This is a genomic window from Collimonas sp. OK607, assembly GCF_900111995.1.
Classification (GTDB): domain Bacteria; phylum Pseudomonadota; class Gammaproteobacteria; order Burkholderiales; family Burkholderiaceae_D; genus Collimonas.
In genome coordinates this window covers 1-22822 of sequence record NZ_FOKF01000037.1, presented here as the reverse complement: position 1 = coordinate 22822, position 22822 = coordinate 1, and the positions used below count along the sequence as shown (strand labels likewise).

General features: G+C 57.8%; 20 protein-coding genes. 8 read left to right on the top strand and 12 right to left on the bottom strand.

What is annotated here, in order from left to right; genetic code table 11:
* Positions 1 to 18: 18 nt before the first annotated feature.
* From BM029_RS20350 to tal, 5 genes are all read left to right on the top strand, one after another.
* A complete protein-coding gene (locus BM029_RS20350; RefSeq protein WP_371329147.1) occupies positions 19 to 1047 on the top strand; it encodes an ABC transporter permease subunit in 1029 nt (342 codons plus the stop codon).
* Between the two features lie 93 nt (positions 1048 to 1140).
* Positions 1141 to 2085 carry an ABC transporter substrate-binding protein gene (locus tag BM029_RS20345; RefSeq protein ID WP_092439176.1) on the top strand — a complete coding sequence of 315 codons (945 nt, stop codon included), beginning with the start codon at positions 1141 to 1143 and terminating at the stop codon, positions 2083 to 2085.
* Positions 2086 to 2165: 80 nt separating this feature from the next.
* The gene (locus tag BM029_RS20340; RefSeq protein WP_244545147.1) at positions 2166 to 3155 is read left to right on the top strand and encodes a LacI family DNA-binding transcriptional regulator; all 990 of its coding nucleotides are present in this window, start codon (positions 2166 to 2168) and stop codon (positions 3153 to 3155) included.
* Between the two features lie 67 nt (positions 3156 to 3222).
* On the top strand, positions 3223 to 4695 hold the full coding sequence (xylB, locus tag BM029_RS20335; RefSeq protein ID WP_371329148.1) for a xylulokinase: 1473 nt from the start codon (positions 3223 to 3225) through the stop codon (positions 4693 to 4695).
* Between the two features lie 53 nt (positions 4696 to 4748).
* Complete coding sequence (tal, locus tag BM029_RS20330) at positions 4749 to 5720, top strand: transaldolase (RefSeq protein WP_092439170.1); 972 nt, start codon at positions 4749 to 4751, stop codon at positions 5718 to 5720.
* Positions 5721 to 5871: 151 nt separating this feature from the next.
* On the opposite strand, the gene BM029_RS20325 is transcribed toward tal, so the two are convergent.
* Both BM029_RS20325 and BM029_RS20320 read right to left on the bottom strand, forming a co-directional pair.
* Positions 5872 to 7191 carry a hypothetical protein gene (locus BM029_RS20325; protein ID WP_092439168.1) on the bottom strand — a complete coding sequence of 440 codons (1320 nt, stop codon included), beginning with the start codon at positions 7189 to 7191 and terminating at the stop codon, positions 5872 to 5874.
* Entirely contained in the window at positions 7188 to 8141 is a 954-nt protein-coding gene (locus tag BM029_RS20320; protein ID WP_092439166.1) for an ABC transporter ATP-binding protein, read from the bottom strand. Before BM029_RS20320 ends, BM029_RS20325 begins: the two co-directional genes overlap by 4 nt.
* Positions 8142 to 8360: 219 nt before the next feature.
* Here BM029_RS20320 and BM029_RS20315 point away from each other — a divergent pair, with 219 nt between their 5' ends.
* Positions 8361 to 8921: a hypothetical protein gene (locus BM029_RS20315; RefSeq protein ID WP_092439164.1), complete on the top strand. Its 561-nt coding sequence runs from the start codon at positions 8361 to 8363 to the stop codon at positions 8919 to 8921.
* A gap of 50 nt (positions 8922 to 8971) precedes the next feature.
* On the opposite strand, the gene BM029_RS20310 is transcribed toward BM029_RS20315, so the two are convergent.
* From BM029_RS20310 to argH, 7 genes are all read right to left on the bottom strand, one after another.
* Positions 8972 to 9460, bottom strand: coding sequence for an AmiS/UreI family transporter (locus BM029_RS20310; RefSeq protein WP_092439163.1), 489 nt, complete (start codon positions 9458 to 9460; stop codon positions 8972 to 8974).
* Between the two features lie 162 nt (positions 9461 to 9622).
* The gene (locus BM029_RS20305; protein ID WP_092439161.1) at positions 9623 to 10360 is read right to left on the bottom strand and encodes an ABC transporter ATP-binding protein; all 738 of its coding nucleotides are present in this window, start codon (positions 10358 to 10360) and stop codon (positions 9623 to 9625) included.
* Positions 10357 to 11118, bottom strand: a complete 762-nt coding sequence (locus tag BM029_RS20300) for an ABC transporter ATP-binding protein (protein WP_211482515.1) — start codon at positions 11116 to 11118, stop codon at positions 10357 to 10359. The genes BM029_RS20305 and BM029_RS20300 overlap by 4 nt, the downstream gene beginning before the upstream one ends.
* On the bottom strand, positions 11118 to 12026 hold the full coding sequence (locus BM029_RS20295) for a branched-chain amino acid ABC transporter permease (protein ID WP_092439157.1): 909 nt from the start codon (positions 12024 to 12026) through the stop codon (positions 11118 to 11120). The genes BM029_RS20300 and BM029_RS20295 overlap by 1 nt, the downstream gene beginning before the upstream one ends.
* A gap of 1 nt (position 12027) precedes the next feature.
* The gene (locus BM029_RS20290) at positions 12028 to 12909 is read right to left on the bottom strand and encodes a branched-chain amino acid ABC transporter permease (protein ID WP_092416283.1); all 882 of its coding nucleotides are present in this window, start codon (positions 12907 to 12909) and stop codon (positions 12028 to 12030) included.
* 239 nt (positions 12910 to 13148) lie between these two features.
* Positions 13149 to 14306, bottom strand: a complete 1158-nt coding sequence (locus BM029_RS20285) for an ABC transporter substrate-binding protein (protein ID WP_092439155.1) — start codon at positions 14304 to 14306, stop codon at positions 13149 to 13151.
* Positions 14307 to 14719: 413 nt separating this feature from the next.
* Positions 14720 to 16114, bottom strand: coding sequence for an argininosuccinate lyase (gene argH / locus BM029_RS20280; protein WP_092439153.1), 1395 nt, complete (start codon positions 16112 to 16114; stop codon positions 14720 to 14722).
* Between the two features lie 206 nt (positions 16115 to 16320).
* On the opposite strand from argH, the gene BM029_RS20275 reads away from it, so the two are divergent.
* Both BM029_RS20275 and BM029_RS20270 read left to right on the top strand, forming a co-directional pair.
* Entirely contained in the window at positions 16321 to 17427 is a 1107-nt protein-coding gene (locus tag BM029_RS20275) for a sensor histidine kinase (protein ID WP_092439151.1), read from the top strand.
* 54 nt (positions 17428 to 17481) lie between these two features.
* Positions 17482 to 18276, top strand: coding sequence for a LytR/AlgR family response regulator transcription factor (locus BM029_RS20270; RefSeq protein ID WP_092439149.1), 795 nt, complete (start codon positions 17482 to 17484; stop codon positions 18274 to 18276).
* An 11-nt stretch (positions 18277 to 18287) separates the two neighbouring features.
* On the opposite strand, the gene BM029_RS20265 is transcribed toward BM029_RS20270, so the two are convergent.
* The 3 genes from BM029_RS20265 to BM029_RS20255 all read right to left on the bottom strand — a co-directional run bounded on the left by BM029_RS20265 (position 18288) and on the right by BM029_RS20255 (position 22711).
* Positions 18288 to 19628, bottom strand: coding sequence for a DUF1501 domain-containing protein (locus BM029_RS20265; RefSeq protein ID WP_092439147.1), 1341 nt, complete (start codon positions 19626 to 19628; stop codon positions 18288 to 18290).
* A gap of 17 nt (positions 19629 to 19645) precedes the next feature.
* On the bottom strand, positions 19646 to 21172 hold the full coding sequence (locus BM029_RS20260) for a DUF1800 domain-containing protein (protein ID WP_092439145.1): 1527 nt from the start codon (positions 21170 to 21172) through the stop codon (positions 19646 to 19648).
* Positions 21173 to 21298: 126 nt separating this feature from the next.
* Positions 21299 to 22711, bottom strand: coding sequence for an FAD-binding oxidoreductase (locus tag BM029_RS20255; RefSeq protein WP_092439143.1), 1413 nt, complete (start codon positions 22709 to 22711; stop codon positions 21299 to 21301).
* Positions 22712 to 22822 lie beyond the last annotated feature (111 nt).

Genomic DNA, 22822 nt, shown 5'->3' with positions numbered 1-22822 from the left:
CTGTCCAGTATTGAAATCATGAATCAGAATAGCAAGGAGACAAAAATCATGGAACAAGCAAGCCTCAGTAGCATTAGCGGCGCCGCCGTTGCAGTCGGCAAGCGCGAACAAATGCGCAATCTGTTACGCACCGTCGGCATGCTGCCGGTGCTGTTGTTGCTGGTCCTGGGTTTTGCCCTGATGAGCGAAAATTTCTTCACGGTGCAGAACCTGTCGATCATCACCCAGCAAGCCTCGGTAAATATCGTCCTCGCTGCGGGCATGACCTTCGTGATCCTGACTGCCGGCATCGATTTGTCGGTCGGCGCAATTTTGGCGGCGTCGGCAGTGGTAGCCATGCTGGCTTCGCTTTCGCCGCAATTCGGCATGCTGGGGATTGCAGCAGGGATTGGCTTCGGCCTGTTGCTGGGATTGACCAACGGCGTGTTGATTGCCTTCATGCGGCTGCCGCCGTTCATCGTCACGCTCGGCGCCTTGACCGCGATGCGCGGCCTGGCGCGTTTGCTGGCAGATGACAAGACCGTTTTCAATCCGGAATTGCCGTTCGCATTCATCGGTAACGACTCGGTACTGGGCGTGCCGTGGCTGGTCATCATCGCCTTGCTGGTGGTGGCGGTTTCCTGGTTCATCCTGCGCCGGACCGTGATCGGTGTGCAGATCTATGCGGTTGGCGGCAATCACGAGGCAGCGCGCTTGTCAGGCATCAAGGTGTGGAAGGTGTTGCTGTTCGTGTATTCGGTGTCCGGCTTGCTGGCCGGCCTGGGCGCGGTGATGACGGCCTCGCGCCTGTCTGCCGCCAACGGCCTGCAACTGGGGCAATCCTATGAGCTGGATGCGATCGCGGCGGTGATCTTGGGTGGCACCAGCTTTACCGGCGGTGTCGGCTCCATCGGCGGCACCCTGATCGGTGCGCTAATCATCGCGGTGCTGACCAACGGCCTGGTGCTGCTTGGCGTTTCCGATATCTGGCAATACATCATCAAGGGCATCGTGATTATCGGTGCGGTGGCGCTTGACCGCTATCGGCAATCGGGTGCGCGTACTTGATGTTGATAAATCGATTTACAGACCAACCGGGCGCGACAAGCTGGTCGTTGCGCAGGGATTTTTATATGACCAGTAACAGGAGATAAGTGCATCATGAAAAAAATCGCTCACGCGGCATTGGTATCAATTCCGCTCACTTTAGCGCTGACCCTGTCGGCTCCGGCCCAGGCGCGTGAACTGAAATCGGTCGGCATCACCGTCGGTTCGCTAGGCAATCCTTATTTTGTGACGCTGGCCAACGGCGCCAAGGCAAAAGCCCTGCAAATCAATCCGAACGCCAAGGTTACCGCGGTGTCGGCCGACTATGATCTGAGCAAACAGTTTACACAGATCGATAATTTCATTTCAGCGGGGGTCGACCTGATTTTGCTGAATGCCACCGATCCGGTCGCCATCGAACCGGCCATCAAGAAAGCGCAGAAGGCGGGGATTGTGGTGGTGGCGGTGGATGTTGGCGCCAAGGGCGTTGACGCTACGGTACAGACCGATAACGAAATGGCTGGCCGGCTGGCCTGTAAATACCTGGTCGATAAACTAGGCGGCAAGGGCAACGTGATTATCCAGAACGGGCCGCAAGTCACTGCCGTGATCGACAGGGTCAAGGGCTGCAAGACGGTATTCGCCGCAGCGCCAGGCATCAAGGTATTGTCGGACGATCAGGATGGCAAGGGTTCGCGCGAAGGTGGCTTGAACGCCATGCAAGGCTATCTGACTCGCTTCCCGAAAATCGACGGTTTATTCACCATCAACGATCCGCAAGCGATCGGCAGCGATCTCGCCGCCAAGCAGCTGAAGCGCAAGGGCATCGTCATTACTTCGGTCGACGGTGCACCGGATATCGAAGCGGCGCTGAAGTCGGAAACCTCGATCCAGGCTTCCTCCAGCCAGGACCCTTGGGCCCAGGCGCAGGACGCGGTTGCCATCGGCTATGACATACTGAACGGCAAGCGGCCGGCCAAGCCTGTCGTGCTGCTGACACCGATGCTGATTACCCATGATAATGTCGCTACTTATAAAGGTTGGTCCAGTCAGCGGTAATGTTGGCAAGGCGGCTGTCGAAGCGACGTTATTCGCGGCCGCCGGTTTAAAGCATAAAAAGGGGACAAAAATTGGCTACGATGGATGATGTCGCAAGAATCGCGAAGGTATCGACTTCGACGGTCTCGCATGTCTTGAACGGTACGCGCAAGGTGCGGCCGGCTACGGTGCGTGCGGTGGAGGCGGCAATCCAGGAGCTTGGCTACATACCCAATACTTTGGCGCGCTCGCTGGCGCGCTCGACATCGAACACCATCGGCGTGGCGATTTCCGCGCTCTCCAATCATTATTTCAGCGAAACCGTGCACGCCATCGAAACCGAATGCGCCAAGCACGGCATCATGATGCTGTATGTCGATACCCGCGACGATCCAGAGCAAGAGCTGCGCGCGGTCAAGGCGCTGCATCATCGGCGGGTTGACGGCATCCTGCTGGCGCCGTCCGCCGATCCGCAGCACCTGGCGCTGGAATATCTGCGCACCAACGAGATCCCGGCGGTGCTGGTCGACCGGCTGGTGACGCAGGGATTCGACCAGGTCGGCGTGGAAAACAAGAAGTCGTCGCAGGAACTGGTCAGCCATTTGATCCAGCATGGCCACAAGCGCATCGCACTGATTTCCGGCAGCGTCGGCCTGCCTACTACCGATGAACGGATTGAAGGTTATCGCGCCGCGCTGGATGCTGTCGGCCTGCCGTTCGACCCGGCGCTGCAGGTTAGCGGTGAATCCAGCAGCGAGCCGGCACGGCAGGCAACCCGCCAGCTGCTGGCGCTGACAGAGCCGCCGACCGCCATCATGACTGCCAATAACCTGATGACCATCGGCGCCATGCATGCCCTGCGCGATGCAAAGATTGATGTGCCGGAGCAGATCGCCCTAGTTGGCTTCGACGATTTCGACTGGGCCGATTTCTTTATTCCGCGCCTGACAGTGATGGCGCAGCCGGTCAAGGAATTGGGAACGCGGGCAGTCAAGCTGTTGATGAAGCGGATTGAAACGCCTGAAGGGAAAAAACAGACGGTGCGGCTGGCGCCGACGCTGCGCGTCCGTAACTCCTGCGGCTGTCTTTGATACCTTCTTGATTTGAACCGGCGTTAGAAATTGAGAAATTTAGAAATGGATATTTATGGGTAATCCCATCTCACTCGGGATAGATCTCGGTACGTCGGAACTGAAAGCGATATTGCTGGACGAAAGCGGTGCGGTGTTGACGCATGCAGGAGTCCGATTGAACATTTCGCGGCCGCAAGCCGGCTGGTCCGAGCAAAACCCGGACGACTGGTGGCAGGCCTGCCTGGCGGCTTTGCATCAGCTAAGGCAGCAGCAACCGGATGCGTATGCCAGAGTCCGTTGCATCGGCTTGTCAGGGCAGATGCATGGCGCCGTATTGTTGGACCAAAGCGATCAGGTGTTGCGACCTGCGATCCTATGGGATGATTCGCGCGCCATGGCGCAGGCGCAATTGCTGGGCCATGAACATCCCGAGTTTGCCGATGTCACTGGCAGTCTGCCGATGGCCGGCCTGACCGCTCCCAAGCTGCTATGGCTGCGTGAGCATGAGCCGCAAGTATTCAGCCAAATTTCCTGTGTATTGTCGCCCAAGGATTATTTACGTTTGCGTTTAACAGGCGAGCGCATCAGCGATGTCTCCGACGCCGCCGGTACGCTCTGGCTGGATGTGCGCAAGCGCGACTGGTTTGAACCTATGCTGCAGGCTACCGGGCTTGAGTTGACGCAGATGCCGCGGTTGGTGGAGGGCTCGGCGTCGTCGGCTAATTTGAGTGCTTCTGCGGCATCATTATTGGCATTGCAACAGCCGGTGCCGGTGGCTGGTGGTGGCGGTGACAATCCGGTATCGGCAGTCGGCATCGGTGCGATTGACACTGGCCAGGCGTTTGTCACGCTTGGCACCAGCGCCGCGATTGTCGCCATTACCGATCGGGTGGCCGGCAATCCGGCCAGCGCAGTGCACAGCTTCTGCCATGCGCTGCCGCAGCGCTGGTACACCATGGGTGCGATGCTGGCCGGCGCCAGTTGCCTGCGGTGGGTTACCCAGCTGCTGGGGCAGGTCAATGAGCAAACTTTGCTGCAGCTGGTAGAAGAACGCTTGCCGCTCACGCAGTCGGCTCCCGTAGCGACACCCTTGTTCTTGCCCTATCTTGCCGGCGAACGCACGCCGCACAACGATCCGTTGCTGCGCGGTGGATTCATGAATCTGGCGCATGACACGACACCGGCGATGCTCGGCTACGCAGTGCTGGAGGGCGTTGGTTTCGGCCTGCTCGATGCTATGCATGCGGTGCAATCGGCAGGAGCGGTGGTAGGCCAGTGTTCATTGGTCGGCGGTGGCGCTCGCAGCAACTATTGGGCGCAATTGTTATCGAACATTCTCGACAGGGAGATTTGCACCTTGTCGGGCAGTGAACTCAGCGCCTGCATCGGCGCTGCCAAGCTGGGTTTCCTGGCATATGGCCGTGGTCGTGACTTGCCGGGCCAAGGCATGCCGGTAAAGGAACGCTTCGTTCCTGCCGCTGCACAGCAAGAGATGCTGCAAGCGCGTTACCAGAAATTCCGCGGATTGTTCGCGGCGGCGCAAGCCCTGCATAATTGAAATGACTGAATTCTTGTAAATTATTTAATCTGTTTCCTAAAAGGACATGAACCATGAATCAGCTGGACCAGCTCAAGCAATACACTACAGTAGTGGCCGACACCGGAAATTTCAAACAACTGGCGCAATTCAAGCCACGCGACGCTACCACTAATCCATCGTTGATCCTGAAAGCAGTCCAGCAAGCCGATTACGCGCCGTTGCTGGCGGAAACTGTCGCAGCCCATGCCGACAGCGCGCTGGACCAGATCGTCGACCAGGTGCTGGTGCGGTTTGGCCTGGAGATTCTGCAAGTGGTGCCGGGCCGGGTGTCTACCGAAGTCGATGCGCGACTCAGTTTCGATACGGCGGCCACGGTTGCCCGGGCGCGCCGCATCATGGCTTTATATGAAGCTGCCGGTATCGGCCGCGAGAGGGTATTGATCAAGATCGCCTCGACCTGGGAAGGGATTCAGGCCGCGGCTATCCTGGAGCGCGAAGGCATCCGTTGCAACCTGACGTTGCTGTTTGCATTCTGCCAGGCGGTTGCCTGCGGCGCCGCCAAGGTACGCCTGATCTCGCCCTTCGTCGGCCGCATCTACGACTGGTACAAAAAATCCGCCGGCAGCGCCTGGGACGAATCCGCCAACACGCTCTCGAACGATCCTGGCGTCAAGTCGGTGGCGCAGATCTACAGTTATTACAAACACTTTGGAATTGAAACGGAAGTAATGGGCGCCAGCTTCCGCAACGTCGGCCAGATCGCTGCGCTTGCAGGTTGCGATCTGCTCACTATCAGTCCGGACTTGCTGGCGCAGTTGCAAACCAGCGACACCGCCTTGCCGCTTGCATTGGATAAGAACGCTGCCGCTGACGCCGACCTGCAAGCTGTCAGTTACGACGAAGCGAGTTTCCGCTATGCGCTCAATGAAGACGCAATGGCGACCGAAAAACTGGCCGAAGGGATACGCGGTTTTGCTGCCGATGCGGTCAAGCTCGATAAGATCATCGAGGGTTTGCTGGCATCGGCGCGCGTTTCAGCTTAAACCGCCTGCGTAGGGTGGGCACGCTTTTGTGCCCACGCGGACCGCGATATCCGGAGTACAGACCCTCGTGGCATGGAAATAGGCATGCACGTGAAGTGAGTTCACGCGTGGGTACAAAGGCGTGCCCACCCTACGAGGTCCCGTTCTTAGCTTAAGAAGTTTGCGGCAGCAAGTCGTCCTTCAAGGCTTGCTGCCGCCAACGCCAGCCTAACAGCGCCAAAGCCAGCAAGGCGTGCAGCGCTGCTATGCCAAGCATCACCCAGCCATTGCCGATATGCAGGGGCATGAAGAATATGGACAGGGATTTCAATCCCATCATCTTGCTCAGGAACGGCAACAAACCATTGATGAGCGCCAGATACAAGATGGTGGTGGCGCCGACTCGATTGCTCTTGCCGGAAAAGGCGAAGAACAGGTAGACGCAGCAGTCGCGTAACAGCATCAGAGCGAGCGTCAAGGCCAGGAACGACAGGCTGGCGATGGTTGCCGGCAGCTTGAATGGCAGGTCTTCGCCATTACTGAACTGCAGCAGCAACGCAAAACAGAAACTCAAGACCAGCGTAGTTGGCCAGATTGGCAAATTGCGGAACAGACCATGCCAATTGCCAGCCTTTGCCCTGGCAATGACACGTTGCCAGAGTGCGATGTCGTTTTCTTCCGAGAATAGCGCCGCGTAGGTCATGGACATTGAGAACAGCAGGGCAATCCACAGCAGCCCCGCGCCGTCGGTAAAGCCGGCGACATAGACTGCCAGCAGGCAGCAAGCCAGTGGCCAGGCCCAGGGAACGGTCGTGATCTGCAGCGCGCTGCTCATACTGCGCCATGCCGCAAATACAGCGAAGGCGGCAAAGAATATCGTGCTGGCCAGCAGAAACGCGCTATACGCAAACGGCTGTCCCCACCAGAGAACGGAAGCGTCCACTCCAGAGCGCAAGCGTGGTGCGAACAGAAAAACCATCAGTACCACTGCCCAGGCAATGCCGCCACGCTGCACGGCGCGGATGTCGCTGCGCATCAAGTGCAGGTTCAGGGAAATCGTCGCTGCATGCATCAGTATGCCCAGGGCTATCAGCGTCAAGATGCTGGTAAATGTCATGGCATCCTCTCGCGTCAGTGCGGCGACCACGAATACCAGAAAGCAAAGAACGCCGCCATACCAGTTGAAAGCAGTAGCGCCGAACAGCTTGCCCCAGGTCATGGTCCAGGGATTGAGCGCGCTCATGCGTTGCTGGTCCCAGGTTTTGTCGCGGATTTCATCGATCACGGCGCTGCTGGCGCTGCGGGTTCCCCACAGGCAGACGATCCCGCCAAACAAGATCAGCGCTATGCTGTCCAGTGGCAGGCCGCCAGGGAAATTATTGCTGGCGATGCTGAATGCGAAAAAAATCAATCCCAGGATGGCCGGCATGGCAATCAGGCGATGAAAGGAAAACTGCAACCACAGGTTACGTTTGAATTCAGGATTGATCATGTTGCGCTCCTGGCGGTTTGTCCGTTATTTTCATAGCTGGCGACTGAGCGCAGATACGATTGCTGCAGATTTTCCTTTTGATCGGCAAAGCTGGCGACCGTCAGCCCACCGGCAATCAGGCGCGCCAGCAATGCCGCCTGGGCGTGCTCGTCACCGCTGAAGACGAAATCGGCGCTACGCTCGTCACAGGCGATTATCTGCACGGACGGCTCGGTAGCCAGTTGCGCGGGCAAGCTGGGATTGGCTTGGGCCAGGGTGATCCGCAGCGATTTGTGTCGAGCGTGTTCGGTGTTGTCGTGCTCCAGAGCGCGATATTCCAGTACTTTGCCATCGCGTAAAGCTAGCATATGGGTCGAATATTCATCCAGTTCCGCCAGGATATGCGACGACACCAGCAGCGTCATGCCCCGCGCTTGCAACTGTCGAAACAGTCCAGCCAGGCTGGCGCGCGCTTCCGGGTCGAGGCCGGATGCCGGTTCATCCAGCAGCAGGATTTTCGGATTGTGAATGATGGCCTGGCCGATGGCGACACGCTGCCGCAAGCCGCGCGACAGCTTGTCGCAGGTCTGTTGCAGGCGTTCTGTCAGTCCCAGTTGCTGCGCGGTAGTCTGGATCGCCTGCGGGACCGCAGATGCCGGCAAACCTTGGGCGGCGGCCGCATATTCAAAACACTGCGCCACGGTAAGCGCTTGATACAAACCATAGAAATCGGACAGGTAACCCATGATCCGATGTACTTCACGCGGCTGTTCCAGCACATCCATGCCGGCCACGCTGATCGAACCGGAAAGCGGAGTTTCCAGGCCCGCAATGCAGCGCATCAGCGTGGTTTTGCCGGCGCCGTTAGAGCCGACCAGCGCAGTCACGCTACCAGCTTCGACCTGCAGGCAGACCTGATGCAAAGCGCGGTGACCGGGGTAATCGAAGGTAAGGCCGGAGATTTTTATCATGTGATTGAATCGATCCATTAATCAGTCAATAAGGTGACGTAGGGAGCATGACAGCAATGCAAGCTGCTAATAATAAAGCAATGTGCGAAAAGAATACGCGACAAATTGCGCCCCGCAACATCGTGTATCAAACCGTGGCTAGCTGTTACCAAATGATTCACCTGCCTCGCTGGCGCGGCAACTCCGGTTAAATAGCTGATTTATCTACTGGAGATTGTTATGCACGCCAAGCAGTTGTTATCCGTTTTGAAGCTGGGTTCGCTCGCAGCTTTGTTCAGCTTGGGGCTGGCATCCTCAGCGCTGGCAGCGCCGGTGATGGATTTTCATGCGGAGGACGTATTGTCGGCGGCCGGCGGGGTGAAGGACGAGTTGCATCTGAACGCGAATCAACAGACTTTATGGCGCCAGCTGGAAACCAAGGCGCGCACTATCCTCAGCGACAGGGAAAAGCGACAACACGATCTGCAAGCCAATATGAGCAACGGTCTCAAGGATCCGGCAATCGATTTGCGGCAGTTGTCGGCAGCGATTGATACTGAATCCGGATTAGCTGCGCAGGAAGGGCGCCAGTTGCGCGAGCTGTGGCTGACCATGAACGACGCGCTGGACGATCAGCAGCGGCAGGCGGTTCGCTTGTTCCTGGCGGATCGCCTGGTGCGCGTAGATAACGTATCTTGTGCGCCGAGCTCAGTGGTTGGCAAGGACAAACCATCTGGCAAGGGGCATGGTAAGGGCATGGGCGGCATGGGTGGGGCAAATGGCGGTGGTGGCACCATGTAGTAGCATGCGTGATTGGCTGGTTTTGGGCAGCCTGCAGTAACTGCCCATGTTTACCAGCGGCCGGTCAGCATTAGAAATCCCGGGATCCAGCATGAAAAAATGCCGATAATTGCGGTGATGGGGCCCAGCGACCGAATGCTTTTTTGAAGCGCCATAGCCAGGAAAAACAAGAACCACAGTGCACCCCAGGCCAGCCACATCACGGTAGAGCGGATATCCTGGTTCACTGCCAGCCACGCCATCGGCAAGGTATTGATGGCGACAAACAGGCAATACCAGCCCAATCCTTTGCCGTTCATGCCTTTCCATTGCACCACTGCCAGATATAGGTAAGTGAAGGCAAACAGCAGGCCCGCCGCGGTGCTGAGGTAACCTGCATTGTCAACGCTACGGACCAGGCCCAGCAAACTGATGAATAGCGCCAGGATGCCGACCAGGAAGTTGAAGACGGCATTTTCACGCGCCTCGATGCGGCCGGTCAAGCCGACGCCATTGACGACCAGCACTGCGCCGATGAACAGTAGAGCAATGCCCAACATGGTTTATTTCCTTCTGTAAGACTATCGATAGTTTTGTCGGATTTTCCGAATTTGCAGGGAAGATACCCGGTTCACATATATTCAGGTATGCCGGAAATGAATAAGGCCAATATGAATATTGGCCTTGAATTCGGGTGCTGGATAGGTTTAATGCCCGGGGGCTCAACCGCCCAGATACGCTTCCAGCACCTTGGGATTGTTCAGCAAGTTGCTGCCGCTGTCAGCCAGCACGATCTTGCCGGTTTCCAGCACGTAGCCGCGCTGGGCGATGCGTAGCGCTTGCCGGACGTTTTGTTCGACAAGCAGAATCGTCAAACCGGTGCGGTTGATTTCCTGGACGATGCGGAAAATCTCTTGCACCAGCAACGGCGCCAGTCCCATCGACGGTTCATCCAGCAACAGTACACGCGGCTTGGCCATCAATGCACGGCCGATGGCCAGCATCTGCTGTTCGCCGCCGGACAGGTTGCCGGCCAGGCCATCCTTGCGTCGTTGCAGTACCGGGAACAGGGAATACACCCACTCGAGATCCTGGGCGATCTGCGCCTTGTCCTTGCGGGTGTACGCGCCCAGCGCCAGGTTTTCGGCGATGCTCAGGGTGGTGAGCGTGGCGCGGCCTTCTGCTACCTGTACCACGCCGCTCTGGACGATCTTGTGCGGCGATAGTCTGGTCAGATCTCGCTGGCCGAACAGCACTTGTCCGCGGATCGGTTTCAGCAGGCCGGAGATGGCGAGCAGGGCAGTGCTTTTGCCGGCGCCGTTGGCGCCTACCAGTGCCGTGATTTCGCCTTCGTTGAGCGTCAGGTCGATGCCTTTGACCGCTTCGATATGGCCGTATGAAACCGCCAGGTCCTGCACTTGCAGAATCGGTGTCTTGTTCATGTTCGCTTCGGCCTTCATTCTGCGTCTTCCTTGCCCAGGTAGGCTTCAATCACTTCCTGGTTATTCCTGATCTGGTCGGGGCTGCCTTCGGCGATGATGCGGCCGAAATTGAGCACCGCGATGCGGTCGCACAGGCCCATCACGAAACGCATATCGTGTTCGATCATGAAGATGCTGAAGCCGCGTTGCTTGATGTTCAGGATCTCCGTCATCAGCTCGGTTTTTTCGGCGGGATTCATACCCGCGACTGGTTCGTCGAGCAGCAACAGTTTCGGCTTGGTCGCCAGCGCCCGGGCGAATTCCAGCTTGCGCTGTTCGCCATAGGAGAGGCTGTCGGCGAGCATCTGCGCCTTATGGTCCAAACGCACCCAGGATAATAATTCCAACGCCCGCTCGCGCGCCTGGGCTTCAATCTTTCTGAAGCCGCCAAGGTTGAGCAGCAGGCTGCCGAAGCCATAGTGCATATGATCGTGCATGCCGACCACCACGTTTTCCAGCAAGGTCATTTCCTTGAAAACACGGATGTTCTGGAACGTGCGGGCGATGCCGCGTTCGGTGATCTTATGCGGTGCTACCTTGCCGATGTCTTGGCCGTCGAATTCGATCGCGCCGCCGGAAGCACGCAGCAAACCGGTGATCAGGTTGAATACGGTGGTCTTGCCGGCGCCGTTAGGACCGATCAAACCGAAGATACCGCCCTGCGGAACATTGAAATTGACGTCTTGCAGAACCTGCAGGCCGCCAAAGTTCTTGCTGATGTTTTTGAGTTGCAGCATTATTTACTTCCTCCAGCTTGCGCTTTACGCTGGAAAAATGCGCGGATCCGACGCGGGTCCCAGATGCCTTTCGGCAGATACAGGATCACCAGCACCAGGATCAAGCCGTTGACGACTGAGCGGTAACTGTTGAAATCGCGTAGCGCTTCCGGCAACAGCGTCAGCACCATACCGCCGATGGTCGGGCCGATCAGGGTACTGGTGCCGCCGAACACGGCCATGGTCAGGATCTCGACGGCGTTTTCGAAAGCGTAGTTGCCGGGGCCGATGGTGAAGGTGTAGTGAGCGTTGAGGCCACCGGCCACGCCGGCAATGGCGGCGCCGATGACAAACGCCAGCAGCTTGTAGCCGGCGACATTGACGCCCATCAGGCGCGCCGCAACTTCATCTTCCTTGATGGCTTCGAAAGCCCGGCCGATTTTCGAGCGGCGGATGCGAGCCAGGATGTACAGGGTGAGCGCCAGCAGCAACACGATGTGCCACCATTCGGTTTTCAACGGGATGCCGTTCAAGCCGAGCGGGCCGCCGGTGATATCCATGTTGAGCACCACGACGCGGACCACCTCGCCGAAACCGAGGGTCGCCATCGCCAGATAGACGCCGGACAAGCGCAAGGTCGGAATCCCGATGATCAGCGCCACCAGCGCCGGCAATGCGCCGCCGATTGCCAGCGCTACCGGAAACGGTAGGCCAGTCTGCATGCTGATCAGCGAGGCGGCATAAGCACCGATACCCATGAACGCTGCATTGGCCAAGGACAGCAGGCCGCACGACAGCGTAACGTAAATCGAAAGCGCCAGCATGGCGTTGACACCGAGACTGAAAATGACGGTGTTGTAGGTCGACCAGAAGCCATCCCACCAGTCCAGAAAGCCGGCCGCGCCGACAGTTGTAAGCAGTTCGGTCATGTCAGGCCTTCCTTTCCAGTACTTTGCCAAACATGCCGGAAGGCTTGACCAGTAAAATCAGAAACAGCAATCCGAAACCTACGGCGTCGCGGAAATCGCTGGAAATATAGGCTACCGTCAGCACCTCGGCGAAACCGAGGAACAGGCCGGCAATCATGGCGCCGCGAATGTCGCCCATGCCGCCCAAGATGATGACGGCGATGCCTTTGTGCAGCATCGGCTGGCCCATGAATGGCGTAATCGCGTTGAACGACAGGCCGACCAGTACGCCGGCGGCGCCACCCAGCGCGGCAGCGGCGAATGAAGTCAGGTAGAACAGGCCTTCGACATTGATGCCGAGCAGGTATGCTGCCTTCGGCGATTCGGCAATCGCGCGCAAGGCGCGGCCGAGCTGGGTGCGGCGCATCACCGCCAGCAGCACCAGCATCAGGATGAAGGAAATCAGGACGATGCCGATTTGCACCGCGGTGACATGCAGATGGCCCCAGTTATAGCTCTCTTCCGGAATGGTGCCGACCGGGAAGCGTTTGTTTTCAGCGCCGAACATGCCTTGCGCCAGGCTGGTGAGGATGGTGGCGACGCCGATGGTGGCGATCATTGGCGCCAGATGGGGGGCGTTGCGAGCACGCAGCGGCTTCAGCACCAGATAGTCGACCAGCAAGCCGATCAGGCCGGACACCAGCATTGCCGCCAGCATCGCCAGCCAAAGTGGCAGCGCCAGATGTTCCACCAGCAGCAACGCCGCGTAACTGCCAAGCATGAAAATGGCGCCGTGCGATAAATTGATCACGCCCAGCACGCCGAAGACCAGCGTGAAACCCAAGGCAAACAGCGCATAGACGCTGCCCAGCGAAAGGGCGTTGATGAGTTGTTGTTCAAGCATGGAGGTTTTTTTCTAAAAATCAGCCGCAAATGTAGTTATTTGGGGTCAGAGTTTTTTTACGACAGCAGTATCGTCGTAAATTACTCTGACCCCAATTAACGGGCCACGGAGTACACGTCTTTGCGGTCTGTGTAGTGCAATAACGGCATTCTTTCTTCGGACGCCGTCAATTGGGGACAGAGTAATTCGTCGCGCTGCGGCGACTCTTAAACTCTGTCCCCAATTGACTAGAGACTCTGTTACTTCAGCAATATGAACTTGCCGCCCTTGGCAATATTCACAATCGCTTCCTGTTGCGCGTCGTAGCCGACTTCCTTGCCGGCCACTGCCGGCGCCTTGCGGAATGCAAATTTGCCTGTCGCGCCGTCAATCGTCACTGCCGGCAAAGCCTGCTGCAAAGCAATCCGATCCTTATCAATCGCACCACTCAGCTTGACGTTCTTCAAGGCAGCGGCAACAACATGCAAAGCATCATAAGCTTGCGCCGCGAACTGGTCCGGATCACTGCCGAATTTAGCTTTGTAGGCGGCCATGAAAGCCTTGTTGGCCGGCGTCAGGTTTTCGGACGACCAAGGGCTGCCCATGATGGTGTCGTCGCCAGCGCCTTTAGCGATATCAAACAGCTTCGGCGAGTTCAGGCCGTTGCCGCCGATGAACGGCTGCTTCATGCCCAGCGCGCGGGTTTGCAGGATGATGTTGGCCGCTTCTTCAGTCAGGCAAGAGCAAACGATGGCATCTGGATTCGATGCTTTGATCTTGGTCAGCTGCGCCTTGAAATCGACGTCGCCTTTGGCATACGCTTCAGTGGTGGTGACTGGAATCTTCTGATCCGCCAGTGTTCCCTTGAAAACGTCGTAGCCGCTCTTGGTGAAAGCGTCGTCGTTACCGTAAATGATGGCGACCTTCTTGATGCCGAAATGCTTGACCGCAGCACGTGTGGTGACTGGCAGAACGTCGGCTTCCATGACGGAGTTGCGGAAGGTGAACGGGCCCATGGCAGTGATGCCGTCAGCAGTATTGCTGGTGCCGAACGCTACTACTTTGGCAGCATTGGCGATCGGGTCGGCTGCGAATGCCGAGTTGGACAGGGTCGGGCCGAATACCAGCAAAACCTTGTCCTTGAAAATCAGTTTCTTGAAGACGTTGATTGCTTCTTCTTTTTTGCCTTGTTCATCTTCGATGATCAATTGCAGCTTGTTACCGCTAACGCCGCCGGCAGCATTGACTTCATCGGCGGCAAGTGAAAAGCCGTTCTTGATGGCGACGCCGTATTTGGCGGCTGGTCCGGTCAGCGCCGCGGCCAGGCCGAGCTTGACGTCGGCCGCATGTGCGGAACTGCCCAGGCCGGCGGCAAGCATCAGCAAAGGGAGTGTTTTCAGGAATGTTTTGACTCGCATTTATAAATCCTCCAGGTACCGTTTTTTTGAGCGATGACTTACCGCATGTCTCCAGGCAGCAGCGGACAGGGTCAGCTACGGCCGAAAAGCATTATGAAGTAAGAGATCAGCTAGCAGCTAGCGTTTTTATTTCGGCGCGTGCTGGGTGGATGCACCAAAATTGAACAAAGTATAAGGGATTTTCGGTCAGAAATTCCTGGCACACATATTACTCACGAGCCAGGTAAAGCGGATGTTTTACGCGGAGGGGTGACGACTTTTGGTCGATTATGGAGAGATATTGCGTGTTTTTGGGCAATTATACTCGGCGACGGGAATTTCTGCCGGGTACCTTATGCCAAATTTGCATGATGGGAAGCATGGCGCTTCCCATCGTCTTGAAGATTAAATCAGAGACCGAATCCGAGTTTGAATCAGCCCAGTTGCTGACGCAGATGCTGGATTGCCAGGCGCACCTGGCGCGGGGCGGTGCCGCCGATATGATCGCGTGCCGCCACCGAACCTTCCAGTGTCAACACCTCGAAAATATCGTCCTCGATCAACGGCGAGAATGCGCGCAATTGATCCAGCGACAAATCGCTCAGGTCGCAAGCCTGGTCGACGCAGCTGCGCACGGCGCGTGCCACGGCTTCGTGGGCATCGCGGAAAGGCAGGCCTTTCTTGACCAGATAGTCGGCCAGGTCGGTGGCTGTGGCGTAGCCTTGCAGGGCGGCGGCGCGCATCGCTTCCGGCTTGACGCTGATACCGCGCGCCATATCGGCAAAGATGCGCAGCGTGTCGGTCAGGGTATCGACGGTGTCGAACAACGGTTCCTTGTCTTCCTGGTTGTCCTTGTTGTAGGCCAGCGGCTGGCCTTTCATCAGGGTCAGCAAGGCAATCAGATGGCCGTTGACGCGGCCGGTCTTGCCGCGCGCCAGTTCCGGCACGTCGGGATTTTTCTTTTGCGGCATGATCGAGGAGCCGGTGCAGAAGCGGTCGGCGATGTCGATGAAGCCGATGCGCGGGCTCATCCAGATCACCAGTTCTTCCGACATGCGCGAGATGTGGGTCATCACCAGCGCGGCGGCGGCGCAGAATTCAATCGCAAAATCGCGATCCGAGACTGCATCCAGCGAATTGCGGCAAACGTCGTCGAAGCCGAGGGTGGTCGCCACGCGTTGGCGATCGATAGGGAAAGTGGTGCCGGCCAGTGCGGCGGCGCCCAGCGGCAGACGGTTGACGCGCTTGCGGCAATCCTGCATGCGCTCGGCATCGCGCCCGAACATTTCCACATACGCCAACACGTGATGGCCGAAGGTGATCGGCTGTGCTACCTGCATGTGAGTGAAGCCGGGCAGGATGGTGTCGGCGTGCTGTTCCGCCAGATCCAGCAGGGCCAGGCGCAGTTCGCGCAGCAAGCCGCTGATGTCGTCGATGGCGCCGCGAAGGTAGAGGCGGATGTCTGTTGCAACCTGGTCATTGCGCGAACGGCCGGTATGCAGGCGTTTGCCGGCATCGCCAACCAGTTCGGTCAGGCGCTTTTCGATGTTCAGGTGAACGTCTTCCAGATCCAGCAGCCATTCAAATTTGCCGGCGTCGATTTCGCCCTGGATCTGGCTCATGCCTTTCTGGATGGCCGCATAGTCGTCGGCGCTGATGATTTTTTGATATGCCAGCATCTCGGCATGGGCAAGCGAACCCTGGATATCGACTGCGGCCAGGCGCTTGTCGAAAAATACCGAGGCAGTGTAGCGTTTGACCAGATCAGAGACCGGTTCTGAGAAACGAGCCGACCAGGCTTCGCCTTTTTTTGAGAGTTGTGCTGTCATAATTATGTATTGAACCAAGTATTGAATCGGGTATTGAATCGTGCGTTGGGATAGCAATGAATTATGCGATTATAAATCACCGCTCCTGAAAACCTGCTTTTATGGTTGAATCTCGGCGCGCAGATGCATGTCGCTGGCATCTGCCGGTCTCAGGAAAATACCTTAAAACAACCGTTAATTGCTGTTCAGATAACTAATTTCCCTTCATGCCCAACGACCAGATCGCAGACACCGCGCAAGCGCAGCAGCCGAATACCGTTGTGATTCCCGATGGCTGCAACCTGGGCGTGGTGTTTCGCGCGCTGATCGCGGTTAATCTGGCCGTCATGGCGGCGCTGCTGCTGCACAGCGATAGCGTGATGGTTGCGCTCAACAGCTTTGTCGAGTCGGCCATGCTGATCGAACCTGCCTGTTTCCTGTCGCTGTCGATATTGTGCGGTTTGCATCGGCTTGCCGACCGTTTTCCTTTGCGTTTTTCTTTGTTTGCGCAGCGCTTGTCATGCTGGCTGGTGCCGGCGCTGGTGACGATTGCGGTAATCCGGCTGTTGTCTGGTTTCGACTGGTTTCTCAGCGGCTTTTCTCATCTGAGCGCAACCGGCGGCACGCCGCTTGCCGCATTTGTGGCGGCGTTGTTCGGCGGCGCGCTGCAACACTATTTCGAGCTGCGCGCCAAAGCTTTTTCTCCTGTGCTGGTGGAAGCCCGGTTGCAAGCCTTGCAGGCACGGATTCGGCCGCACTTTTTGTTTAACAGCCTGAATGCCGTGTTGTCGCTGATCCGGACCGAGCCACGCCGGGCCGAGGCGGCGCTGGAAGATCTGGCGGATCTGATCCGCGTCCTGATGCGCGATGGCCGCGCCATGACCACGTTGGAAAAGGAAATCCGCCTGTGCAGGCAATACCTGTCGATAGAAAAAATACGTCTTGGCGAGCGCCTGAAGGTGCAATGGGAGCGCGCAGGCATCAGCGATGAAGTGATTTTCCGGGCGCAGATTCCGACCTTGCTGTTGCAGCCTTTGATAGAAAACGCCGTCCATTATGGGGTGGAGCCGAGCACTGAGCCGGCCCTGATCCGGATCCAGCTAAGTCATTCGCTGGAACGGATTGAAATCATCATCACCAATCCTTACAATCCATACAGCGGTAAAGGCGTCGCTGCGCTGCCTGAAGGGAATCAGATGGCGCTGGAGAATATCCGCGAGCGGCTGTCGTTGCTGTACGATGTCGAAGCGCAATTGACTACCACCACCAAGCTCGGCCAGTTTGAAGTGCGCGCCAGTTTTCCGTATGTCAAAGCGGCCCTGGCCAAGCAGTAAAGCAGTGAATAAAAATCAACTAAAAACAACAGTGCGGATACTCTCTCTAATTCCATGATCCCTCGCATATTTATCGTCGATGATGAAGCGCCGGCGCGCGCCAGATTAAGCACGCTGCTATCCGACATCGTGGCCGACTGCCCGCATTACCTGGTGGGCGAAGCCGGCCATGCGGAGACCGCGCTGGAAGGCATACGGGCGACTGCGCCGGACCTGGTTTTACTGGATGTGCAAATGCCCGGCATGAGTGGTCTGCAACTGGCCGAACAACTGATCCGCAACGCCGGCGGTACCGAGCCGCCGCTGATTATTTTCGTGACCGCCTATGACGATTACGCCTTGAGCGCATTCGATGTGCAGGCTTTCGATTATCTGCTCAAGCCGGTGCGCGCAACACGGTTGGCGCAAGCCATCACGCGCGCCAGCCGCGTGCGGCAGCATACGCAAGCGGCGTCAGTGGCTGCGCCGCCGGCCGTCACAGGCTTGCCGCGCCAGCATTTTGCAGTGCAGGAGCGGGGTCGCATGTCGCTGGTGCCGATGGCGGAAGTGCTGTATCTGAAAGCCGAATTGAAATACGTCACGCTACGTACCAAGAGCAAGGAATACCTGATCGAGGATTCACTGGTGTCGATCGAAGAAGAGCTGGCGGTGTACTTTGTGCGCGTGCATCGCAATGCGCTGGTGGCGCGTAACGCTATCAGCGGCGTCGAGCGCGTCATGCACATCACGGACAGCGACAGCGATGGCGAGAAGCCGCAGGAAGTGTGGCAAGTCATCTTGCGCGACATCGACCATCGCCTGCCGATCTCACGACGGCAGTTGGCGGAGATCAAGGCGCTGGTGCGCTGATTTCCTACTGTTTACACCAGAAAATTCAACGCGTGGGCATTGCCTGCGCCATATTGCGGAAACAGTTTTTGCATGGCCGGATCGCCGATCCGCATGTGTTTTTCCGCCAGCGTGGCCAGCACTGCGCGGAAGTCGGTGGTGACAGCCAGATCGCGGCCTTCGTTGAGCGACTTGTCGTCGATGCCTGGCCATTGACCGTAAATGCTGCGGCCGCGGACATTGCCGCCTAACAGCCACATGGCGTTGCCGTGACCGTGATCGGTGCCGCCGTTGCCGTTTTCGCGGAAGGTGCGGCCGAATTCCGACATGACCACAATCACTGTATCGTTAAAGGCCGGCCCGAGTTCGCGCGCCAGCGTAGTAAGGCCGTCGGCCAGCGGTCGCAGGCGATTGGCCAGCTGGCCGTTGCCGTTGCCCTGGTTGGCATGGGTATCCCAGCCGCCGACGGCGATAAAGCCGAGCCGGATGTCGGGATTGCTGCGCATCAGGCGGCCCAGGCGGGAAGTGTCGATCGATAAACCATTTGGCAGCGGCGCGCCGTTATTGGCCGCCTTTTGCTCGGTGCTGCTGGCGTCGGCCATCAATTCCTTGCGTGCCGAAATGCCGTCGCGATAGGTTTTGCCAAGAACTGCATCTTGCGCATAGAGCGCGGCATAAGCCTGGTTGACCTCAGGACGGTCGATCAGGGTTGGCCGGGTGGCATCGCGGCCGGTTGGCATGTTGGCGACTACCGCCTTACCAGTCAGGATGCGCGGTACCGATTCGCCCAGGGTCAAAGCTTGCATCGGCGATGCCAATGCCGGCATCACGCCAAGCATCCGATTCATCCAGCCATCGCGGGTGTTGTGTTCTCCCGGCGTCCCGGTTTCCATGTAATCCTGCGCTTCAAAATGAGAGCGCGACATGTCGGGCGATCCCGAGGCGTGAATGAAGGCCAGCTGGCCGCCGTCCCAATATGGCTGGAGTGCTTGCAATGCCGGATGGAGGCCGAAATAACCGGTCAGGTCGATCGCGCCGTTTTGCGTTCCGGGGCGCGATACGGCAATCCCCGGCCGTGCCTTGTAATAGTTGTGATCACCATGCGGCACCACCACGTTCAAGCCATCCACCGCGCCACGCAGGAACACCACGATCATGCGCGGCGTGCCGTCGCCCGCGGCATGAGCGCGTTGCAACGGGCTGCCATACGATAGCGGGCTGTCGCTGACGACGGCCGTGGCGATCGGGGGCGCCTTGGCTTTAGCTTGCGGTTTGGTGGCAGGCGCCACCACGCAACCGGACAAGCCGACTGGAATCAGGATCGCGCCACTGGTGCTCAAGCCGAGATGGCGGATGAAATCACGACGGTTCATAACAGGGCTCCGATGGGCTATCTTTTCATGAAATCAGGACTGCCAAGTATCAGGCCGACCTGCAAGTTGGCTGGTGCGGTACTGATGGTGCTGAGGCTGTAGGGCGCCAGCGTCGGGGTCAGGGTTTGTATCAGTTGCTGTGGGTCGATGGGGGTGCCGTAGACGGGCCCGCCAGCCGGAGCCGGTGTTTCGCTGCGGGCTATCGGCGATTTGCCGTTGCTCAGGCTGTTGACGAAATTGATGCGGCGTAGCAGGGCATCCGGATTGAGCCACGCTTCTTCGGAAAATTTATAGCCTTCCGGGGTCAGCCAGCCGTATAGCGGCTGGCCGAGCTGATTCAACGCACCGTCAATCGGTTTAACGTTGAGCACCGGCGTTGCGGTTGCTCGTAGCGACGACACCACGTATTGATACGGGGTCTTGAATTGGGTCTGGTAATTGCTGCGGGCCCAGAATTCGGGGCTGTCGAACAAGGTATGGAGTACTGCCTTGATGTCGCCGTTGCTGCTCAGGAAGCGGCGCGCCAGTTTCTCGGTCAGCACCGGTTCGGGCTGGTCCGAAACAAAATACCGGACCAGTTTGGCGGCAACGAAGTGCGCGGTGGCGGGGTGACGGGCCAGGATATCGAGCGCCTGCTCGCCTTCCTGATAGCCACTTCCTTTGATGGTCTGGCCGAGGAATACTTTATCGCCGAAATCATGGCGGCGCGGGTTGAAGACGAATCCCGGCTGGCCGTCTTTCATGCCTTTTTGATCGATGGTCCAGCCGGTCAGGATACGCGCCAGGGAAATCACGTCGGCCTGGGTGTAGCCGCTGTCGACCCCCATGGTATGCAGCTCCAGCAATTCACGGCCGTAATTTTCGTTGAGTCCTTTAAAGCGGCCTTTGGCTTCAGGTGTGTCGACGCCGCTGCTCAGCCAGTTATCGAGGTAATACAACATTGCCGGATGGTGGGCAACCGCGCCCAGCAGCTGGCGGAAATTGCCGAGTGCGTTGGGCCGCAATACGTCTTTTTCATATTCGCCGTCCCAGTAGCGTACCCATTCCTTGCCTTCGAAGACGTTGAAATGATTGAACCAGAATTCGGTCATTACTTCCTGTAACTGACGCGGGCTTTCGGTGGCTTGCCATAGGCGGGCAAAATGCACCTGAGGTGTGATTTCCTTGTTGGCGCGCTGGCGCGCCATGTTCTTTTCTTCAGGAGTGGCGGTATTGGGAGGGAAGGATGGCGGGCCGTACTGCTGGTAAAGCTGGGACGATGTCAGTTGATAAGTCGATAAGGTTGATAGTTTATCGGTCAGGTCGGCTGGCATTGGCACGCTGTCGGGATTCAACTGCTGCTCGATATAGCGCTTGATGCCTATGTGCCTGACTGCATCGACGTCGCCGGGACGGGGGCCGTAGGCCAGCCGGTTCAGGACATGTAGCGCTTTTTCCGAGTTGTTCAGCGGTGGCTGGGCATTTTGCGCATTGGCGTTAAGCGTTGCCAGGCTGCCCAGCAGCACGGCGATCGATAGCACACCAGGGTTTCTTATTGTCGACATGTTCCACCTTATGCAATTTTCGGCTTACACCGCTAATTAACGCTTGGTTAGCGGTCCGCGCATACAAGGGCGGTGTAACAGATTGTAATTCGGCAATATCGACAGGTTGGGAAGTTGTTTGGTGAATCAGATTACCTTGCCTGGATTCATCAGGTTCAATGGGTCGAGCGCCTGTTTGATGGTTTTCATCAGCGCAATTTCCACCGGAGATTTGTAGCGCAGGATTTCGTCGCGCTTGAGGGCGCCGAGTCCGTGTTCGGCCGAGATCGAGCCGTTCATGCGGTCGACGCTGTCGTGCACCAGGCGGTTGATGTCGGCTTGCCGTTCTATGAATTGGTCGGGGGAAATAGCGACGGGCGGCGAGACGTTGTAATGCAGGTTGCCGTCTCCCAGATGGCCGAAAGTGACGTTGCGGCAACCGGGGAAATGTTCTTGCAACAGGGCGTCGGTGACGCTGATGAATTCGGCGATGCGGGAAATCGGTAGCGAGATGTCGTGCTTGATATTCTTGCCTTCCTTGGCTTGCGCCTCGGATATGCTTTCGCGCAGTTGCCACAGGGCGCGTGACTGGGCGGTAGAAGTGGCAAGTACGGCATCCTGGCAAATCTTTTGTTCTAGCGCATCGCCGATAACTGCTTCTAGTAGCGTACTGGCATGGGGTGCGGGTTCGCTGTCAGATAGTTCCAGGAGTACATAGTGCGGGTGGTGCTCTGCGAAGGGAAATGGCAATTGCGGGAAATGCCTGGCTACCAGTTGCAGGCACAGGTCGGACATTAATTCGAATCCGGTCAGGGTGGCGCCGCAGCGGTCTTGCGCCAGGCTTAGCAGGCGTAGGGCGTCGGCCGGGGTCTGGACTGCCGCTAGCGCGGTCAGTTGGACTTTTGGCTGTGGAAATATCTTTAGCACAGCTGCGGTGATGATGCCTAGCGTGCCTTCGGCGCCGATGAACAGGTCGCGCAGGCCGTAGCCAGTGTTGTCTTTGCGTAGTCCGCGCAGGCCGTGCAGGATTTCGCCTTGGGCGGTGACTACTTCCAGTCCGAGGCAGAGTTCGCGGGTGTTGCCGTAGCGGAGTACTGCGGTGCCGCCGGCGTTGGTGGAGAGGTTGCCGCCTATGGTGCAGCTGCCTTCTGCTGCGAGCGATAGGGGGAGCAGGCGTTGTTCTGCGGCGGCGGCTTCCTGGATGTGTTGGAGGATGCAGCCGGCTTCGGCGGTGATGGTGTGGTTGAGTGGGTCCACGGCGCGGATCTTGTTGAGGCGCTTGAGCGATAGGACGATCGCTTGGCCGCTTTGGTCTGGGACGCTGCCTAGCACCAGGCCGGTGTTGCCGCCTTGGGGGACAATGGGGGTCTGGAATTTGGCGCAGAGTTTTACTATTGCTGCGACTTCGGCTGTGTCGGCTGGTTTAACCACGGCCAGCGCCGTGCCGGTGTAACGCTGACGCTGATCGGTTAGATAAGCAGCCTTGTCGGCTTCATCCGTAAGAACGTGTGCGGCACCAATAGCGCTCCGGCAAGCATCCAGAAATTCGGTCTTTTTCATATCCAATTTCGACGAAAATAGTTAAATGGGGTCAGAGTCTGACCCTTCCCCTCAAATAATCGATAAAAATCAAAGGGCTAATGATTTTGAATTGTCAGTTGCATGCATGAG

Coding starts and splice junctions, on each gene's coding strand:
- BM029_RS20305 (WP_092439161.1), bottom strand. CDS start 10,360: ATGAAGGCCGAAGCGAACATGAACAAGACACCGATTCTGCAAGTGCAG.
- argH (WP_092439153.1), bottom strand. CDS start 16,114: ATGACAGCACAACTCTCAAAAAAAGGCGAAGCCTGGTCGGCTCGTTTC.
- BM029_RS20310 (WP_092439163.1), bottom strand. CDS start 9,460: ATGTTGGGCATTGCTCTACTGTTCATCGGCGCAGTGCTGGTCGTCAAT.
- BM029_RS20270 (WP_092439149.1), top strand. CDS start 17,482: ATGATCCCTCGCATATTTATCGTCGATGATGAAGCGCCGGCGCGCGCC.
- BM029_RS20350 (WP_371329147.1), top strand. CDS start 19: ATGAATCAGAATAGCAAGGAGACAAAAATCATGGAACAAGCAAGCCTC.
- BM029_RS20285 (WP_092439155.1), bottom strand. CDS start 14,306: ATGCGAGTCAAAACATTCCTGAAAACACTCCCTTTGCTGATGCTTGCC.
- BM029_RS20290 (WP_092416283.1), bottom strand. CDS start 12,909: ATGCTTGAACAACAACTCATCAACGCCCTTTCGCTGGGCAGCGTCTAT.
- BM029_RS20345 (WP_092439176.1), top strand. CDS start 1,141: ATGAAAAAAATCGCTCACGCGGCATTGGTATCAATTCCGCTCACTTTA.
- BM029_RS20255 (WP_092439143.1), bottom strand. CDS start 22,711: ATGAAAAAGACCGAATTTCTGGATGCTTGCCGGAGCGCTATTGGTGCC.
- BM029_RS20325 (WP_092439168.1), bottom strand. CDS start 7,191: ATGATCAATCCTGAATTCAAACGTAACCTGTGGTTGCAGTTTTCCTTT.
- BM029_RS20265 (WP_092439147.1), bottom strand. CDS start 19,628: ATGAACCGTCGTGATTTCATCCGCCATCTCGGCTTGAGCACCAGTGGC.
- BM029_RS20300 (WP_211482515.1), bottom strand. CDS start 11,118: ATGCTGCAACTCAAAAACATCAGCAAGAACTTTGGCGGCCTGCAGGTT.
- tal (WP_092439170.1), top strand. CDS start 4,749: ATGAATCAGCTGGACCAGCTCAAGCAATACACTACAGTAGTGGCCGAC.
- BM029_RS20340 (WP_244545147.1), top strand. CDS start 2,166: ATGGATGATGTCGCAAGAATCGCGAAGGTATCGACTTCGACGGTCTCG.
- BM029_RS20315 (WP_092439164.1), top strand. CDS start 8,361: ATGCACGCCAAGCAGTTGTTATCCGTTTTGAAGCTGGGTTCGCTCGCA.
- BM029_RS20275 (WP_092439151.1), top strand. CDS start 16,321: ATGCCCAACGACCAGATCGCAGACACCGCGCAAGCGCAGCAGCCGAAT.
- BM029_RS20260 (WP_092439145.1), bottom strand. CDS start 21,172: ATGTCGACAATAAGAAACCCTGGTGTGCTATCGATCGCCGTGCTGCTG.
- BM029_RS20295 (WP_092439157.1), bottom strand. CDS start 12,026: ATGACCGAACTGCTTACAACTGTCGGCGCGGCCGGCTTTCTGGACTGG.
- BM029_RS20320 (WP_092439166.1), bottom strand. CDS start 8,141: ATGATAAAAATCTCCGGCCTTACCTTCGATTACCCCGGTCACCGCGCT.